The sequence below is a fragment of the Rossellomorea sp. y25 genome, from assembly GCF_038049935.1.
Classification (GTDB): Bacteria; Bacillota; Bacilli; order Bacillales; family Bacillaceae_B; genus Rossellomorea.
This window is the reverse complement of record NZ_CP145886.1, coordinates 691668-709513: the sequence shown is the minus strand read 5'-3', so window position 1 is coordinate 709513 and position 17846 is coordinate 691668. Positions and strand designations below refer to the sequence as shown.

21 protein-coding genes are annotated in these 17846 nt (G+C 43.7%); 6 read left to right on the top strand and 15 right to left on the bottom strand.

What is annotated here, in order from left to right; translation table 11 throughout:
- Nucleotides 1–116: 116 nt before the first annotated feature.
- The gene (locus AAEM60_RS03595; protein WP_341357415.1) at nucleotides 117–1004 is read right to left on the bottom strand and encodes a hypothetical protein; all 888 of its coding nucleotides are present in this window, start codon (nucleotides 1002–1004) and stop codon (nucleotides 117–119) included.
- A gap of 267 nt (nucleotides 1005–1271) precedes the next feature.
- Between AAEM60_RS03595 and AAEM60_RS03590 the strand changes: the two genes are divergently transcribed.
- The gene (locus AAEM60_RS03590; RefSeq protein ID WP_341357967.1) at nucleotides 1272–1517 is read left to right on the top strand and encodes a DUF3243 domain-containing protein; all 246 of its coding nucleotides are present in this window, start codon (nucleotides 1272–1274) and stop codon (nucleotides 1515–1517) included.
- Between the two features lie 47 nt (nucleotides 1518–1564).
- Here the strand turns inward: AAEM60_RS03590 and AAEM60_RS03585 are convergent, their stop codons facing one another.
- The gene (locus tag AAEM60_RS03585) at nucleotides 1565–2335 is read right to left on the bottom strand and encodes a PAS domain S-box protein (RefSeq protein WP_341357414.1); all 771 of its coding nucleotides are present in this window, start codon (nucleotides 2333–2335) and stop codon (nucleotides 1565–1567) included.
- Nucleotides 2336–2523: 188 nt separating this feature from the next.
- On the bottom strand, nucleotides 2524–2844 hold the full coding sequence (locus AAEM60_RS03580) for a general stress protein (RefSeq protein WP_341357413.1): 321 nt from the start codon (nucleotides 2842–2844) through the stop codon (nucleotides 2524–2526).
- Between the two features lie 227 nt (nucleotides 2845–3071).
- Here AAEM60_RS03580 and AAEM60_RS03575 point away from each other — a divergent pair, with 227 nt between their 5' ends.
- On the top strand, nucleotides 3072–4265 hold the full coding sequence (locus AAEM60_RS03575) for an MFS transporter (protein ID WP_341357412.1): 1194 nt from the start codon (nucleotides 3072–3074) through the stop codon (nucleotides 4263–4265).
- Nucleotides 4266–4300: 35 nt separating this feature from the next.
- Here AAEM60_RS03575 and AAEM60_RS03570 read toward each other — a convergent pair whose 3' ends face one another.
- The 11 genes from AAEM60_RS03570 to AAEM60_RS03520 all read right to left on the bottom strand — a co-directional run bounded on the left by AAEM60_RS03570 (nucleotide 4301) and on the right by AAEM60_RS03520 (nucleotide 12643).
- Nucleotides 4301–4759: a DinB family protein gene (locus AAEM60_RS03570; protein ID WP_341357411.1), complete on the bottom strand. Its 459-nt coding sequence runs from the start codon at nucleotides 4757–4759 to the stop codon at nucleotides 4301–4303.
- A 157-nt stretch (nucleotides 4760–4916) separates the two neighbouring features.
- Nucleotides 4917–5105 carry a hypothetical protein gene (locus tag AAEM60_RS03565; RefSeq protein WP_299741810.1) on the bottom strand — a complete coding sequence of 63 codons (189 nt, stop codon included), beginning with the start codon at nucleotides 5103–5105 and terminating at the stop codon, nucleotides 4917–4919.
- A 26-nt stretch (nucleotides 5106–5131) separates the two neighbouring features.
- Complete coding sequence (locus AAEM60_RS03560) at nucleotides 5132–5392, bottom strand: hypothetical protein (protein ID WP_341357410.1); 261 nt, start codon at nucleotides 5390–5392, stop codon at nucleotides 5132–5134.
- Nucleotides 5393–5402: 10 nt separating this feature from the next.
- Nucleotides 5403–5855, bottom strand: a complete 453-nt coding sequence (locus AAEM60_RS03555; RefSeq protein WP_341357409.1) for a GNAT family N-acetyltransferase — start codon at nucleotides 5853–5855, stop codon at nucleotides 5403–5405.
- A gap of 108 nt (nucleotides 5856–5963) precedes the next feature.
- A complete protein-coding gene (locus AAEM60_RS03550; protein WP_299741804.1) occupies nucleotides 5964–7265 on the bottom strand; it encodes a hemolysin family protein in 1302 nt (433 codons plus the stop codon).
- A 792-nt stretch (nucleotides 7266–8057) separates the two neighbouring features.
- Complete coding sequence (locus tag AAEM60_RS03545; protein WP_299741803.1) at nucleotides 8058–8651, bottom strand: GNAT family N-acetyltransferase; 594 nt, start codon at nucleotides 8649–8651, stop codon at nucleotides 8058–8060.
- A 31-nt stretch (nucleotides 8652–8682) separates the two neighbouring features.
- Nucleotides 8683–8997, bottom strand: coding sequence for a hypothetical protein (locus tag AAEM60_RS03540; RefSeq protein WP_341357408.1), 315 nt, complete (start codon nucleotides 8995–8997; stop codon nucleotides 8683–8685).
- 113 nt (nucleotides 8998–9110) lie between these two features.
- Nucleotides 9111–9542, bottom strand: coding sequence for an NUDIX domain-containing protein (locus AAEM60_RS03535; RefSeq protein WP_299741800.1), 432 nt, complete (start codon nucleotides 9540–9542; stop codon nucleotides 9111–9113).
- A gap of 40 nt (nucleotides 9543–9582) precedes the next feature.
- Nucleotides 9583–9978, bottom strand: a complete 396-nt coding sequence (locus AAEM60_RS03530; protein WP_299741798.1) for a hypothetical protein — start codon at nucleotides 9976–9978, stop codon at nucleotides 9583–9585.
- A gap of 133 nt (nucleotides 9979–10111) precedes the next feature.
- On the bottom strand, nucleotides 10112–10759 hold the full coding sequence (locus tag AAEM60_RS03525; protein ID WP_299741796.1) for a phosphoribulokinase: 648 nt from the start codon (nucleotides 10757–10759) through the stop codon (nucleotides 10112–10114).
- A gap of 99 nt (nucleotides 10760–10858) precedes the next feature.
- Nucleotides 10859–12643 carry a M3 family oligoendopeptidase gene (locus AAEM60_RS03520; protein WP_341357407.1) on the bottom strand — a complete coding sequence of 595 codons (1785 nt, stop codon included), beginning with the start codon at nucleotides 12641–12643 and terminating at the stop codon, nucleotides 10859–10861.
- A gap of 184 nt (nucleotides 12644–12827) precedes the next feature.
- Here AAEM60_RS03520 and AAEM60_RS03515 point away from each other — a divergent pair, with 184 nt between their 5' ends.
- A complete protein-coding gene (locus tag AAEM60_RS03515; RefSeq protein ID WP_341357406.1) occupies nucleotides 12828–12959 on the top strand; it encodes a hypothetical protein in 132 nt (43 codons plus the stop codon).
- Between the two features lie 841 nt (nucleotides 12960–13800).
- On the opposite strand, the gene AAEM60_RS03510 is transcribed toward AAEM60_RS03515, so the two are convergent.
- Nucleotides 13801–14355, bottom strand: coding sequence for a CBO0543 family protein (locus AAEM60_RS03510; RefSeq protein WP_299741790.1), 555 nt, complete (start codon nucleotides 14353–14355; stop codon nucleotides 13801–13803).
- A gap of 336 nt (nucleotides 14356–14691) precedes the next feature.
- On the opposite strand from AAEM60_RS03510, the gene AAEM60_RS03505 reads away from it, so the two are divergent.
- The 3 genes from AAEM60_RS03505 (at nucleotide 14692) to AAEM60_RS03495 (ending at nucleotide 17842) form a co-directional block, all read left to right on the top strand.
- Nucleotides 14692–14901 (top strand): hypothetical protein, encoded by a 210-nt coding sequence (locus AAEM60_RS03505; protein WP_299741788.1) that lies wholly within the window; start codon nucleotides 14692–14694, stop codon nucleotides 14899–14901.
- Nucleotides 14902–15188: 287 nt separating this feature from the next.
- On the top strand, nucleotides 15189–16676 hold the full coding sequence (locus AAEM60_RS03500) for a spore germination protein (protein WP_341357405.1): 1488 nt from the start codon (nucleotides 15189–15191) through the stop codon (nucleotides 16674–16676).
- The gene (locus AAEM60_RS03495) at nucleotides 16673–17842 is read left to right on the top strand and encodes a Ger(x)C family spore germination protein (RefSeq protein ID WP_341357404.1); all 1170 of its coding nucleotides are present in this window, start codon (nucleotides 16673–16675) and stop codon (nucleotides 17840–17842) included. Before AAEM60_RS03500 ends, AAEM60_RS03495 begins: the two co-directional genes overlap by 4 nt.
- The last annotated feature ends 4 nt before the right edge of the window (nucleotides 17843–17846 follow it).

The window sequence follows — 17846 nt, the reverse complement described above, 5'->3', positions numbered from 1 at the left end:
GTTTTAATCAACCCAATTATGTATTATCCCTTGGCTGTAATCGAATGAAAATATCCCTTAAAACTCAATCACCAATTCACATAAAAAAGGGCTCAACCTGTTTAGTTAAACTCCTCCTAGTCATCATGCAAATCCGACCAATACTTCACAATCTCCCGTCCCTGGGCAGAGTAGCGGTCATTTCCATCTAAATAGAAGTCCTCCCCGCAGTCCGAATTCGTCACCTGGAATGCATCATATGAAATGTCCGTGCCATCGGAGCCGGTCACGCCTCCACTCACGCTATGATGTATACAGTAATCCTCGATGGAGGTTCTGTTTCCATCATCATCTACGTAGAAATACTGATTTTGATTTATGTTATATCCCATTTCTTTTTTAGAAGTTTGATAGATACCGTACTTTTCAATATCCGTCCTCATCAACGTGGGCAGACTCTCAATCTCTACAGGAATGACGGAAAACTCTCCATCTTTCTCAATGGAAGGTCGATCCGGCATGCCATAGAAAACGACAATCGTCCCTTCATAACCTTCAGGGATCAGGTAGCGGTTTTTTATTATTTCTCCTTGATCTTCACTGGATATCCAATTCACTGCCAGCATCACAATTGCCACCACAGAAACCACGCTTACTAATTTAAGATAGAATCGCTTATTCTCCCGGTCGGGACCCGGTGTGTTCTTCCTTTTCAGCCATTCATCTACCAAGAAGAATATTACCGCACATATCACCGCAAACCATGCAAACCCGTCTATCACAAAATACGTGATAGCTCCAAAGAAAGCATGGATGAAACCAGCAGCCATTATCCGTCCCTTCGATAGCCTTCTCGTTAACCTATCAGAAAGCAATGAAACGGGAATCCCATAAGCCAGGTTACCGGCTAAGGAATAAATCAAGACAAATGGAAAGAGCACAATGCCCCCGTCCAGTATGCTGATGATCATCAAAAAAGTAGAAAGAATCAAACTCGTATAAATAGCCTGCTTTAATTTATTCATTCTCTCAACCTCCAAACGAGATTGTGAATTATTTCACATTATAAATTTATCATAAATAGTGATTTGTTGGAAGGAAAATATGATGGTTTCTCTGGATGTATTTTGCTGTACCTCTCTTCAAATAACACCACCCCGGTATCTCGATGTGCTCTTCCTTGTTTATTGTCATTCTGCAAGAGAAAGACACTAATAACAACTACAAAAGGAGGAATGCATTATCGCACACGGTCCAAAACAAGCAGCCGCACAAATGAATGAAGACAAGAAATCCTGCAGCATTTCGACTCTTTCAAGAACTATTTGGGAAATCAGGTTCAAAAGGGAGAGAAACTGGGTCTAGGTGAGGAAGCACTTTCTAAGGGAGCCAAGCGTGTAGCCGACTATTTAGCGGAGCATGAGGAGCCACGAAACCGGGAACAGAAAGTGCTGAATGAGATGTGGAATGTCGCTAATAAGGAAGAGCGGGAACATATGGCTCATGTGCTGGTCAAGCTTGCTGATCAAACCAACTAAAACACAATGTAACGCCCCCAGCGCCATAGACCGCTGGGAGCGTTTTTTTATGGCTGGACGTTTACATACATGTAAGCTAGGGCATCTTTTACTGTAGCAAACGTAGGAATCGATGAGAGCTCGATGTTCTGGTTTATGGCGCTCATGGCCATTTCCGGTCGTAGTCCCGTGATGATGGATCGAACGCCCAGTAAGGCTAGCACACTTGTAATCTTAAAAAGGGCATCGGTAACGAATTGATCTAAGGTGTAGACACCGGAAAAATCAATGATCACCTGATTGACGTTCTGTTTTCTCACTTTGGCCGGAATGATATCGAGGAGCAGGCGGGCTTTCTCTTCATCGACCTTCCCGACGATAGGAAAGACGGCAATATCGTCCAGCAGTGGAACCAACGTAGCAGATAATTCATTTATTTCAGCCACCATTTCCGATTGCTTCTTTTCCCTTTCTTTCTTCTCTGTGATGTCGTGCACATATGTTTGAATCGCCTGAGTATTCCCTATCATGAGGGGGTGACAATACAATTCGACTTCCACGGTCGATCCGTCCGTTCGATAGACCGTTTCCTCAATGACATCCGCGGGCTTTCCGTAGGCAGATTGGATTCTTTTCCTGATCGCGTCTTTTGAGGATTCCCTGAAGATATCCAAGGGACTTTGACCGACGACGCCTTCTTTATCCGTTCGAAAAAATTCCTCCGCCGCCCCGTTTACATACATGATTCTGTAATCCGTATGTATGATAAGTGGATCTAGTGAATATTCCATAACCTCGAGATAATCTATTTCTGATATATCCTCACACACAATGCTCACTCCTTTCCCCTAACGATAGCGTTAATCACTATAGGACGCAAGAAATAAGGGAAAATGTTTCCCCTTCGATTCATGACTTTTATCACATACATATATCGGAGCCCTTGAAGCGGGAAATATACAAAAAGACCTGTCATGGATGTTTGACAGGTCTTTTTTCGTTTCCGGAAAAGATCCGGCTATTGGATTTAGTTGTTTGAGTTGTTAGATCTATTGGAGCTGTTGGAATTATTCGAGCTGTTGGACGAGCTATTGGAATTATTTGAGCTGCTCGAGTTCCCGGACTGGCTTCCGCCTTTCGCTCCAATTTCCTGATAGAATTTCTTATCGTGATTTTCTGAAGTTGCTTCTCCACCTTTTTCACCGATCTCTTGGTAGAATTCTTTGTCGTGGTTCTTCGCTGTTTGTTCGCCGCCTTTACGACCTGCTTCCTCGTAACTCATTTTGTTGTTGCTGTTATTGCTGTTGCTGCTGTTGTTGTTGTTGTTACTGTTGTTACTGTTAGACATAAATAAAATCCTCCTTAAGTTTAGTAAAATGGTGTTGTACGTTTGTACATTGGTTATATACCTCGTGAGATGAGAGCTAAACAGATTGTGGGGGTTTTTAACATTTTTGTAATTTAATTTACACCGGAGCGAGGTTAGGAAGGAGAATGCCTTATGATAGAAGTGCTTCCTCCAGAGGTGTATGATGAAGATAGAAATCTTCAAAAAAATAAAAGGAGTCTTGCTACATGGATTACATCAAACGGGGAACACCGGCCTTCAAAAACGCAAACCTGGCCCTGTTTGCAGGCGGATTCAGCACCTTCGCCATCCTCTGGGGAACTCAGCCCCTGCTCCCGGATATCGCAAATGAGTTTGATATTTCACCGGCCACCTCAAGTCTCAGCCAGTCTTCCACTACCATTGCCCTCGCTATCAGTCTATTAATCGCAGGATCCTTATCTGACGTCTGTGGAAGAAAATCCGTCATGACCTTCTCGTTACTGGCATCTTCCATTCTTGCCATATGCACAGGATTTACATCAAGCTTCCATATGCTCATCATCGGCCGGATCTTGCAGGGGATTACACTCGCCGGGCTTCCTGCTGTTGCCATGGCATACTTGGGTGAGGAAATTGAAGCGAAGAGTCTTGGGTTGGCCATGGGGTTATACATCAGCGGGAATTCCGTTGGGGGAATGTCCGGTCGGATCATCAGTGGTGTCCTTACCGACCATTTCAACTGGCATGTCGCATTGATGGGAGTCGGGATCATCAGCTTGCTTTCAACCGTCATCTTCCTTGTGCTTATCCCGCCGTCTGCCCATTTCAAACCTCAGACATTTCAGCTGAAATCATTGGCCGGATCCCTGTTCAGCCAATTCAAGGTACCGGGACTCACGTATCTCTTCACCATTGGATTTCTATTGATGGGCGGGTTCGTGTCCCTCTACAATTACATCGGATTCGAGCTGATCGCACCACCCTACTCACTCAGCCAGACCGTTGTCGGATTCATCTTCATCGTCTATATCGTCGGCACCTTCAGCTCGACGTGGATGGGGATGCTCGCCGATCAGTATGGAAAAAAAAGAATCCTGCCCCTGTCGCTCATCATCATGTTATCCGGGGTATCAGCCACCCTGCATCCGAATCTGTGGGTGAAAATCATCGGGATCGCCATCTTTACCTACGGATTCTTCGCCGGCCACTCCATCGCCAGCAGCTGGGTCGGACGATTGGTCGTCCATGATAAAGCGCAGGCTTCGGCCCTCTACTTATCCGCCTACTACGCAGGATCGAGTGTCGGAGGAACCGTCAGTGGTAGCTTCTATCATCAATTTAACTGGCCAGGTGTCGTGTGGATGATCGTTGCCCTTTCCGTGACCTCCATTGGGATATCGTTATGGTTGGGGAGAAGGGAACTAGTACAATCAACATAAAAGAGGACTTGCCACCAAGTCCTCTCTCTTAGGCTTTAGCCCTTCACTCCCGCTCGCGGATCCCATGACCCCTGTAATTTTCTGATATAAAGAATTTGTCCTGCATGGTAAGTGGTATGGATGGTGAGGTGGGCAATGATTTCAGTCCACTTAGTCAGATTCACCTCATTTACCGCTTCAAACGTCTTCTTCCAGTCAGCCATCAACTGATCAATCCGCTCGGACGTTTCACTCCAACTGAGACCTTCCCTATTCTTGAACGTGCTCCCACCTGTACTCTCTTCATTCTCAATCCCTTTCAATCGATTTAAATGGCGTTGATTATAGTAGATGAGATGATGGATGATTTCAGAGATCGAATTGGTGGCTTCATTTGGTTTCCACGTTGCTTGTTCCTCTGTGAGATCCTTGATGGAATTGATCAACGAGACAAACCAGGTATTTTGAGTGTGGCATGCATCCAGTTGCATGAGTAATACTTGTTTCGCATTCATCCTAATTCCCTCCTGCATTTCCGTATCACTTATACTTTCAAGATAGAGAAGGGTGTTTCCTCTTACCATTTCAATTCTCCATTAAAAAAGATCCTTTTTTGTTAAAAAGGGATCTCCACTGTTTCATTAGCTTATCTTCATTTCCACAGAGACTCTATTATCTTCCAAAAAACTCAGGCAGCCGCACGCCAAGATCGAATAATGCGCTCGTTACAAGAAGAATCAGCACCGGGATTACACAGAGCATCAAGATCACCGTCCAGAATGTAGGGGAAGAATCCTCCCGCTTTTTCTTCCGATATAGATCTTGAACCCGCTTCTGCTTTTCGTTAGTATGGTGGCTCATGTGTTCCTCCTTCATAATGGATAGTCCTAAAACCCGAACCCTATCAATCCAATAATAAATAAACCAATAAAGATGATAAATCCTACCGGAAGAACCACCAAAAGCACCGCCGATGCCTTCCTCCAAAATCCCGGCGCACTATACCAGGAAGCAAGGGCCGAACCGATATATCCTACTGCAATGATCCACACCCACAGATTCCCAATCTGTTTGCCAACGAGGGATTGTAAAATCAAGAACGTGACAATCAGGATGAAGATTGATACAAGACCATTGTATTTTCTCATCTAAATCCCCCTACTCTTTTAGACGCCATTCATACTTAATATCCGGCAGATTCTCTTCATTCTCCTTCCCTCTGCCGATAATCATAAATCCATTCTTTTCATAAAATCGCTGAGCATTTCGATTCACTTCAAACGTATATAAGGTTAAGCGGCCACTCGATTGCGTTTTCGCTTTATCCAATAAGGTCTGACCTATTCCAACACCTTGATAATCGACATGAATGTAAAGCTGACTGATTTCCGTTTCATTATATGCGGCCATTCCCACTACTCTTCCATCTATTAGTGCTAAATCGATTTGATATTGTTCAGGCAGGATATGGGTTAAAAAAAAGAGGTGACTGTCCACGCTGTGCTTTTCTTTTTGATCAATGGCTGTTTCTTTACTTTCCCGCCACATGTTCACGGTTTCTTGGGCATAGTCGGGGTGAAACGGAGTAATAGTGATGTGCTTTTGTCGCATGCTGTATCCTCCTTTTTATATGAAGACTCCTTTCAAATCAGGATGTTGCCTTGGTATTACAAGTAAAGAAGCAACCAGCTTTCTTGAGCCGGTTGCTTCTTTTGGTGTCTATATCTTTGTCACTTCTATATAGCGGAGCTGGATCCCGTCTTTTTCAATCACTTTAAAGCGATACCCTTCTTCCTCAATGAAGCTGCCGACTTTGGCATCGAGGTTTTGTGTCATGAACCAGCCGCCGATGGTGTCGATGTCCAGTTCACCAATGTCAATGGTTATATTCAAAAGAGAGTTGACATCATTGATGAGAACCTTTGAATCAAGAAGGTAATGACCATCCTTGAGTTTTCGGATTTCAGCTACTTCATCCTCGTCAAATTCATCCCGGATTTCACCGACGATTTCTTCAAGGATGTCCTCAACCGTCACAATTCCTGATGTACCTCCGTATTCATCAATCAGAACGGCAATATGAACCCGCTCTTTCTGCATCTTGACAAGCAGGTCATGAATCGGAATCGTCTCGATGACTGTAATGATGGGATTGACAAAAGGTCGAAGGGTAAAGTTCGTATCCAGTTCGTTGACCATCGCCTCTGTCAGAAGCTCTTTCATATTTACGAATCCTTTGACATTATCCTTATCGCCGTTCACGACAGGATAACGCGTGAAATTCTCTTTTCGAATGGTATTTATCACGTCCTCGAGCGTATCGTCTATGGAAAGGGAGACGATTTCTTTTCGTGGGACCATGATTTCCTTCGCAATCCGTTCATCGAATTCAAAGATGTTGTTCACATACTTTAGTTCGTTCTTATTGATTTCACCGCTTTTAAAACTCTCCGAAAGCAGGATCCGAAGCTCTTCTTCTGTATGAACTTCTTCATGCTCCGAAGCCGACTTCAACCCGAAGATTCCCACAAGCACACGTGCAGATCCATTTAAGAACCAGATAAAAGGATACATGATCCGGTAAAACCAAATGATCGGGCCGGAGAATAATAGCGTGACGGCTTCGGCTTTCTGGATCGCCACCGTTTTTGGCGCAAGTTCCCCGACTACAACGTGAAGGAATGTCACAAGGGCAAAGGCGATACCGAAGGACAGGATATGCGTGATCGCTTCATTTAACTCGAAATAAGCAAAAAGTGGATGCAAAATCTTCTCCACAGTCGGCTCACCCAGCCAGCCCAAACCAAGTGCCGTAATCGTAATTCCAAGCTGGCAAGCAGATAGATACTCATCAAGATGAGTCACGACCTTCTTAGCGGCAATCGATCCTTTACGATTTTCCGCTATGAGCTGATCAATCCTGGAACCCCGTACCTTTACAATCGCAAATTCCGTCGCTACGAAAAAAGCGGTTAAAGCAATCAATAAAACAATTAAAATTAAGTTTATAGACGTTGTCAATTAGCAGCCTTATCCTTAGATAAGGCTTACACCTCCATCATGATAAATTTCATACACCAAGTGAATGGCTAGATCGATGAAAGCATGAAGTGAAAACTACTTATCTCTAGAAGGGATTGAATAGAACCCATATTGAGAAGTAGACCGTCCAGCTTCCAGCAACCCGGATTGAATCATTGAACCGAATGTTACGCAGCATCGCTCAGCTGAGTCGTATCTTAGCTTCTCTGTCCCATTAGTATCCCTCCAGACGTTAATATAAAATAATATATTATGATTTTACTTAATTATGAGATTTTATTCAAACATATTACGATAGAGGATTCCCAAATAGATTGGGATAGCTTTGCTTATGAACGCTTTCCTACAAAACCAATAATTGATCGAATAAATAGCCACTATACAAACCGCCAATCATTTGAATCCCTCATATCGTAAACCAAATCCTTGCGATGATACCATTCCCCAAACTTCTTCGTCCCCGAATTTTCTTTCACCCTGTGGTATTCTATAAAATACGATCGTATCTAACATTTGATTGGAAACGCACTTGGAAAACCATTCAATGCTTCAATAAAGATCATCCTATAGCGTAAATCAACTACTACTTTCCCTCTACAATAGCAACAAATTTCACGAAAAGAGCCTCCTAAAAGTATGTGCAGAGGAAATCCCCAAAAAAGTGAAGCTTATTCAAGTTAATGATAAGCTCCCCTTAATTTAATTTGAACGTTTGTCACTTAACCGTTACACCAACTGAATAAAAAAACCTGTTTGATTTACCATAGCGCCTTACATTCCTACAAGGATATGGGATTTAGTATGATTTCTAACATAATCCTCCCGAAGAAGCCCATAAACAGCACAGTCCTTATACTGACCCTTCGCATTTCGAATCATATGCCGGATGATCCCTTCCTGCTCCATCCCTGCTTTCGTCATGATCCTGCCTGAAGCCGGATTATCCGTATTATGGGCGGCGGATATTTTATGAACGTCCATATGTATAAAGGCAAATTCCACGACCGCTTTCAAGGCTTCGGTACCATATCCTTTATTCCACCAATTGTATCCAAGGGAATAACTGACCTCGCAATTCCCTGTAGAGTGGCCAAAATCATATAAATCGATCTCTCCGATGAGTACACCATCATCTTTGAGTTCAATGCCCCAGTGACAAAACTCCTTCGATTCATACCCACTCACAATCCTCTCCACACGCTCCTGCGTTTCGGCAACGGTCTTATGTGCCGGACTAACTCGATTGTCGGCGATCCGCTCATCCGACATCCAGTGGCCAAAGACGCTTTGAATATCGTCGAGATCCAATTTTCGAAGGATGAGTCGATCTGTTTCCAAAGTGGGAGTTCCGTAAAAATGGACCATACTATCTCTCCTTGTCTATTAACCACACATTTTAAAAATAGGTAATCATCATAATGACAAAACTGATAAGCGTAAATAAGACAGCTCCATAAAACACTGAACCTACATTTGCCTTCAATTCATTGTCCTTTTGGATCTTCCATCCTGCCTCACTCGCCTCCAAAGTAGCTCCTTTGGATAAGGCACCACCACTACTGTTAAAAAAGAAAAGTCCGACCGTTAATCCCAGTCCGATAAAAAAGCTCCATTCTCCGTAAGAAAAAGAGAACAGAAGGCTCCCGACCCAGATAGCTATAGCAAGTATCGCAGCCGTTAGTAATGGCGTTCGTGTTATGAATTTCTTCATATTATATACCCCCTCGTATATTACTAATACTTACGAGTGGAGGCCTTAAAAAGTTTCAATTTTCAGTCAAAAAGAGATTCAACTGTACACCATTCCTGGAAGATTGAATCCCCCTAAAACTCAATATAAAATGGATGCTGACTCTCTTCCAAACAAAGCTCGATCCGCTCTCTGAAATTCGAATGAGTCACCATCTCGAGCGCTTGCTCAATCGAAAAAAAGCCCACCTCAAGACTCTCCTCTGAAGTCGTCGGTTCGCCTCCAACAGGCTTCGCGAGAAACAGAGTGTTGCAGATGGATCTTTTCACATTTTGAAATACCCCGCAAAATGCCAGTACCTCCACATCCATTCCTGTTTCCTCTTTCGTCTCTCTGATCGCAGCCTCTTTCAACGACTCCCCTTCTTCCACCTGACCACCGGGCATTTCCCATCCACGCCTTGGTCCCTTTATCAACAGGATTTCCTGTTGGTTATTGATGACAATGGTGGCAGCTGAAACGATATGTTTTGGCGGTGAATATATATCCTGTGTGTTTTGTGTCATAAATAACACCCCTCCACTTCAATAATAATTTTCCTCAGAATTAATTTATACGATGTTCGTGAGTAGATCTAAAAAATGCCTCTTTCACATAAATCGTATACGTCAAGACAATCACCGAAAAAATAAAATTCCCTATAAAAGGCTGATCGGGCTGTACAGATAACAATAGGAAACTGATCACCCCAAACAACACGGAGTACGCGATGAATAGCCAAAAACCCCATTTTTTCAATCTCATATACCCATAAACCATCACTAAGGAAAAGAACGCCACTACTACTCTCATGAATCGTTCAGGCATAATCGGTACTCCAAACCTTTCAGAAATGCTAATCGTATCAGCAGCAGCCTGATAAAAAATAGCGGTAAATAATAATACGATTGCACCAAAAATATAGAAATAACTTATGATGGATACACCTATAGGTCTCTTCACGATTTGACCTCCATTATTTTACGTTGTCTACAAACTCCCTTAATTCCAATTATGTCAAAATAAACCATCACACTCAATCACTATTTTCACTAAAAGAAGCCTACCCACATTCGGATAAGCTTCCTGTTTACACTTACGACCACTCCATATCCTTTTCCACCCAATACCCCTCATCCGAATTCCTCACCACTACATCAAAATTCTCATGCTTCGGATGCATAAATACCTCATATTGGATTCTGCGTTCGTCATGGGTTTTCCGTAAATACTCGACATCCATGCCTCTTTCGGAAACATCGCGGATTCCTCTTCTTATAAGCTCTGTCTCGCCATCTGTGTAAAAGTAAATCTTAAGGTCGTATAAGTCGGGGTTGCTGAATGCAACCGTCATCCCTTCTACAATCGTCAAGTTGATTCGGGAGGAGATGAGCTGACTTCTTTCATAAGGGACGTCCATGGTATAGAAGTCCATTCCCTCCCTTACCATCTTAACGTCCCGATCGAGAGCCAATACATGGTGGGCAGCCGGATGGCAGGCAGTCATTTTGGATTGATGGATTTCATTGTTGTACTCATATTGGATGGAGGTGTGCCTTCTTACGCCAGAACTGACGATATAGGGATCGGCATTGATATAATTGATATCCTTTCCTTCCAGCAGCGTCAAAAGCTTCTTGGCAAACGTGGTTTTACCCGAAGCACCATGTCCTGAAATACCGATGACCATTTTTCGATCTTGCTGGTTTAATAGATTGGCTATGTTATGTAAGATCTTGTCCATGAACTCTCTCCCTATGATTCGTGATTATTTTTCTCGTAAAATAGATCTTCAAACATCCCCGCTCAAATCGATTTCAGAATCACATTTGAATCCTATTCATTAGGTTTCCTCTTTATGAAGATAAGCTGCTAATCTCACAAACTCCTCACTATCCTCTACACACAACGCCATCCCTTTTTCCCAAAAGGCTTCCTCCGTAATGTCTTCTCCCAGATGCTTCATGACGAGTTCTTCTGCCGACATGCGCCCTGAATCCCGCAAGAGGTTCATGTATTGCTCCTCGAATCCTTTCCCCATTTCCTTTGCCCTGACGAAGAGATTCAGTGCAAGTAAATATCCAAAGGTGTAAGGAAAGTTATAAAAAGGAGATTCTGTTTTATAGAAATGGGGCGTCCATACCCACGAGTGAATCGGGACCTCATCCAGGGAACCCGCATACCCTTCTTCTAAGGCAGCCTCCATCAGTTCGTTCAAACGTGATGCGGGGACGAACCCCTTTTTCCGTTCTTCGTGAAAGTTTTTTTCAAAGATGAATCTGGCATGAAGGTTCATGAAGTTCATGACACTGCGCTTTAATTTCTCATCAAGGATGAACAGCTTCTCTTCCTCCGTCTCCGCTTTCTCCATGGCCGCCTCGAGAATAATCATCTCTGCGAAGGTCGAAGCCGTTTCGGCCAGGCTCATGGGGTAGGACTTGTTCATCCCGTTCACTGATTTCATCGCATGGTTATGAAAGGCATGACCAAGTTCATGCACAAGGGTCAATACCCCTTTGAATGTGCCGGGAAATGTCAGGAACACCCTTGACTCCCCCGTCAACGGAAACGCCGCGCAAATGGGAACTGCAGACTTTCCCGGACGATTTTCTGCCTCGACCCAGCCTTCACGGAACGCCGTCTCTGCAAACTGTCCCATTTCGGTACCAAATGCGAGAAATTGCTCCTCGACCAAAGCCGCAGCCTCTCCGTATTCCATTCCTTGATGGTGATGATTCATTGGGGACCAAAAGTGATAAGACTTCATTTTGGCATCGCCGTTCATGTCTGCCTTCACATTCAAGTATTGGGCAAACGGTTCTTTATATCTCTCCATCACCGAAAACATCGCATTCAGCGTTTCTTCCTTCATCCGGTTTTGGGCCAGAGGAACATGGAGGACGTCCTCAATTCCCACGCTCTTATACATATTCAACCGGAAACCGGCCAGATGGTTCAAGATTTGCGCAAACTGCCCCTCAAGCCCGGTCCACTTTTCCACCAGCGCCTCATGAGATTCTTTTCGAATCGAAGCATCGTGGTGCGAACGCAGATTGATGGCCTGCCCTACAGAGAAATCCTGACCCTTTACCTGGACCTTAATGCTGCTCATGAACGATTGATAGAACTGCCCCCAGGCATGGTACCCGTCTGCCATAAGGTCCGACACCTCCTGCGAAGGCTCCCGGTCCGCTTCATCCCGCCACTCTTGGAGGGTGAAGCGATACTCCTTCAGATCCTCTGATGCAATCAGGTTCATCCACTCCGATTCCTCCGTATGGGCTAATTTCCTCTTCAGGTCACTGTTGATAGAATCATATTTTGATTGAAGAGCCGTGGATTCCCCTCTGTAGAATTGTGCGCCCTGGTCTTTCGGATTTTCGGAAAGAAGACAGATAGCATAGGATCTTGCTTGTGATATGGACATCTTTATATCCCTAAGTCGCTCAAGAACATCGACTAGTTGATCCGACTCTAGTGCCGCCGTCCACTCTTTCACCATTTCTTCCAGCTCCAAAATCTTGGCTTCCGTCCGCTTCATATGGTCATGTAAGTTAGGAGATGCGCTTCCTCCTTTGAAGATGCTGTCAAGATTCCATACTGTTTTGTATTTTGTTTGAGTCATCATAAGCTCCCCCTACCTTAGTTCCGAACAAAACATACGTTCTTATTTTAAACCATTTTGAACATTTTTCCAACTCTTATTTGTCCAAAAATTCCAAATAGACTATAATTTGTTCCTAACACTGAACTGGAGGATCACACCATGCCTTTAGTCAAATACAACGAAACATATGAACGGAAGCATTGTCATGAATGGAATTGATCGAGAGTCCCAAATCTATTGTTCAAGCAACTGCATTAAGAGCAACGGGGCCGATCACCCGGCTACCATACTAAAGAAAATTCGACACGGCGGATCGATTATTTTAAAAGAGGATTAATAAATCAAAAAAAGGTTCAAAAAAGTTTAAGCAGGATTAATCATTTTATATCAGGATCGATTATGGTCCGATTTGGATCAATTCCATAGCAGAAGGGATTCCCAATAAAGAATTTCACTCTAATTCCGGTACTCATTATCACTCAAGGAACCGAATCTAGCTAAACTAACGTCCTTTTCCGTTGAAAGACAGAAAAAGAGGACCGATGGACTTCTATTCAAACCTCAAACCGGATGATCGATGGGAGCCCTCCCCCGGTCACTGTTCATTCCATTCCTCAAGCTGGCCTAAATCTTTATTTTCTTAGCAACTTCCACCTGCCGGAAGACCAGCTGGAATTCACCAGCATGCCACTCGATCAAATCCATCATCCCTCTATTTCAAAGGCACCACCCATGTAGTGATCCCGCATGACGTCGAACCCGTCGGATATTTTGCTTAGGAAAAAGGGGGAAAACTTCGTAAATACACTTCTAATCAAAAAAGGCAAGACTACTAACCTCGTTCTCTATCGATGAAAGCACCAGGGGCAGGGCTTTGCCAACCATCTTATGACGCACAGTATGATCTACACACCATCCTTCAGTTGAGTTGGTCACGCCCATGAATGGTGGATTCTATTATGAGTTCGATTAGTCTTATGATCATTCCTACCGGTGATGGATTTAGAAAATGACACAGACCCTTTCCATGATCCGTCAAGGAAAGGATTTTCCTTTATTATCGTTCCCAGATACACGAAGGAAGAACGATTCTGTCCCCACCACACTTCTAGGTCTTACTAAATATTCTGGTAGTTGGTGTCATGGGGTGAGTATATTGCACGACAGCAATATCCGTTTCACTTCTTATCAGTGCCCGACTCAGAATCAAATACAACCTCAACCAGCCATCTTATCCCATAGGAAAGGATGATATAGATGATAAAAGACCACCATCTCTTCCAATGATATACTTTATAAATATCTAACCATTCAAACACTGGCTCAGCAATAAACGATGCACATGCTGCTAGAACGATATTCGCATACAAAAAGGATTTCCCTTTAGGGAAGTATTTATATAGAAGCATGTAGGTAACAGGGATTAATGCATAGTCAAAGACATATGCTTTTGGAAGAATAGGGATTAATTGTGACGGATAGCCCCATAACCCAAGCTCAAATCCAAGCCCATCCAGGTTCGCTGCCACTATGATCCATATTAACCCAAGAAAGAGCAGCCTCGGCATCTCCTCTCTTCTCGTTAAACGAAAATAGAAGTACCAGGACAGGATGAAGAGTCCTATTAAGAACCACCAGCGTGGGGATAGGAAACAATATTCCTGCCAATACACAGTATTCTCGTGAACAACATTCAAAGCCTTTTCTCTTATTCGATCATATTGTTCTTTCATACACGACCCCCTACGATCAACTATTTTTTATATAAAAAGATCCTTTTCAATTTCAATTTGTTAGAGAGTAAATGAAAGCTTTTATGGGTTTTTATGGGTTTTCATGAGTTGCATCGTTCATAGTTTCCACGGTCAACGTATTTTCATTCATGTTTTCATTGAGTGATTTACATACTGATGCCCGCTCTTCAATGCGTTCATCTAAAAATGAGTTGCTATCCCTCTTTTCAGTTAATTTATCGTATGACTTTTCTCACTTACAAGCATCTCATGTTTGTGTTAATATTATCCAAAACCGACAAATTCCTTCCCTTTTTTCGAAAGGAGATAAAGAAAATGTCAGAAAACCGAGAGCTTCTTACAATCTTGCAGACCCTCCAAACCTATTCAGAGTGTGACATTACTCATTCCTTCACTGAACATTGTTCGGAACCATTGTTTGTTTCGTACTCAAAGGAATTAGAATCATTTATCATCATTCAGAATGGCACAAAGGAAACCTATGATGATATCCATTCCGCTTTAACCCGATTAGAACATTTATGACTTATCAATACACATCAACTCAAAAAGACCTGTCGCTAATCGACAGGTCTTTTTGAGTTTCCGAAGACCACCCGGCTGTTAGTTATGATTGTTGTTCAAATCGCTGGAGTTATTGTGAATATTGGAATTTCCGGACTGACTTCTGCTTTTCGATCCAACTTCCTGATAGAATTTATTGTCATGATTTCAATCTTCTCCTTCCCTATATAAAAAATGACTCCCCTATGGAATAATCAAGCAATCTTAGCGCATACTACCATATTGACATAGTCTAAAGGGTGAGCGTAATGAACATGAATCAACCCGCAACGTTGGAAGACCGGGTAGCCGGGATTCTTGCTAGCTTGAGTGATAGCTCGGATGTTAAATCAAGATACTTGAAGTTATCCGGAGGACGTCTTTCGGCCTGCCTCCTCTATATAGATGGCATCGTGGATACCGTGTCCATCCAGGAGCATATCATCGAACCTATATTACAACAGCCTGCACCTGAGGAGGAAGGACGTTTCATTCCTTTCCTGACCGAGTCGGTTATTCAGGTTTCTGATGTAGAAGTGGTGAAGGATAAGGACAAGGTCAGCGGCAAACTGGTGGATGGATCCACAATTATTCTGTTTGAAGGACAAGCGGACATCCTTGCCGCCGATACGTCCAAGTGGGAGGAACGTTCCCTTACCAATCCGAAGGGGCAGCGGACTATTGAGGGGCCGGATGTCGGCTTTACCGAGAGTCGCAGCGGGAATGTAGCCTTGATCCGAAAATACATCAAAAATCCCTCCCTGCATGTCGAGACTCAAACGTATGGTGAATTCACCAGTACGTCCGTATCCCTTATTTATCTGGAAAATATGGTCGATGGGGACATACTGAATGAAATCAGGGGCAAGCTTGAACAAATCTCCCTTGATTCCGTCATCGGATCTAACTATATTTCGGAGTTTTTGACGAAAGAGTCGAAAACCATTTTCCCCTTAGTCATGAACTCGGACAGGCCGGATGTCGCGGCGGCGGAAGTGCTGGAGGGAAGGGTTTGCATTATGGTGGACGGGACTCCCTTCACCCTGATTGCCCCGGCCGTGTTCTTACAGTTCTTTCAGTCATCGGATGACTATTATATCAACAGTGAAGCAACGAGGCTGGTCCGTCCCATGCGCTTCCTCCTCTTTTGGCTTTCCCTGTATATCCCGGCATTCTATGTGGCGTTTACCACGTTCCACAAAGGCCTGCTGCCGGTGAATTTACTGGTGGGATTCTTGGCCCAGCGGGAGTCTGTGCCTTTCCCGACGGTCTTTGAAGTCCTCCTCGTGTTCGTCTTGACGGAGGCCATTTATGAAGGCTCAAGCCGACTTCCTCAGACCGTTGTAATCACGATTTCTCTGTTTGGTGCGATCGTGTTCGGCCAGGCCTCTGTTGAAGCTCAGCTTGTTCAACCCATTACCCTGGTGATCATCAGTACTTCCTTCATCTTATCCAGTATCATCCCGATTGCCATCATGAGCTATGCCACAAGAATCATTAAGCTCAGCTTGATATTGATCGGGGCCCTGCTCGGCTTGTATGGGATTGCCTTATTCACTTTAATGCTATTGGTGCATCTCTGTTATTTAAGATCATTCACGGTCCCTTATCTTGCACCCGTTTCCCCTTTCACATGGCAAGATATGGCAAAGGATGTATTCGTCCGGAATCCGATCCCGGACATTAATAAGAACATTCCTTCATTTCATAAGGAGGAACCAATGGAAGACTCTGATAAAAAGGAGAATGACTCGTGAACCTGTCCAATCTTCGTCACCTCATCATCCTTTTTATCTTGATCGGATGCGTTATCGTCGGATATGTGAAGACTAGCCTTTTAAATGAAGTCGAGCTGGTATCAGGTCTCGGAATTGACAAAATGGACGACCATTATTCCATTACCCTGCAGGTCTTCAACCCTTCCGCCAATCAGAAGAATGCAGTGGATCCGACTGGTGGATTCACCTATACCCAAACAGGGAAAACCATTCCGGAAGCCATCGAGCGGATCAAGAAAGACACCCTTAAGGAAGCGATCCTCGACACATTGCAGGTCGTGGTACTGAGTGAAAGACTTGCAAAGGAAGAGGGCTTGAATGAAACATTGGATTTTCTCGTTCGTGATCCAAGGGTTCCGGCAAACATCAGCACCATCGTCATTAAGAATCAAAGTCCTGAATTATTTTTACAGTTGTTTACCCCTCAGCAGAAACTATCCGCTTTATACACGAATATCATGCTGAAGAATTCGAAAGAAGCCTGGGGGCATTTGGTGAACACGTCTTCGGAAAGGATCAAAAGTCATTTAGAGGACAAGACTTCAGACATTATCATTCCTTATGTGGAGATTCATGGAGATGTGAAAGAAGGGACATCCAAGAGTAATATCGAGGATTTCACTCCGACAGCCCATGTGTCACTCGAGGGATTTGCTACCTTTAAGAATGAGAATCTCCATTCTTTTTTAACCCAGAAGGAAAGCAATACATTAGCCTTGGTCAAAGATATCAACCAGGTCGTTTCCATATCCACTCCATGTCCGGGTGCTGAAGGAGAGTTCACCATCGACACGATCAAGACGGCTTCTTCCCTGAAGGCAGACACTGACCCGGTCTCTTTCAAGCTGAAGGTAGCCCTTGATGGAAACCTGGAGGAAACTTCGTGCAAGATGGATCTCACAAAGTTGTCTGCACAGGAAAAGCTTGCAAACCAAGTAAAGACCAAGATCAAATCCGATATAGAGGCGCTTATCAAAAAGTCACAGGAAGACGGAACGGATATTCTTGGACTGAAGGATGCCCTCTACCGGCAGCACCCGGATGTATGGAAAGAGAAACGGAATGACAAGATGTTACTCTCAACGGTTAACGTAGACACGAGCGTCGATGTCCGATTCATCCGATTTGGGCACACTAAGCAATAATCAA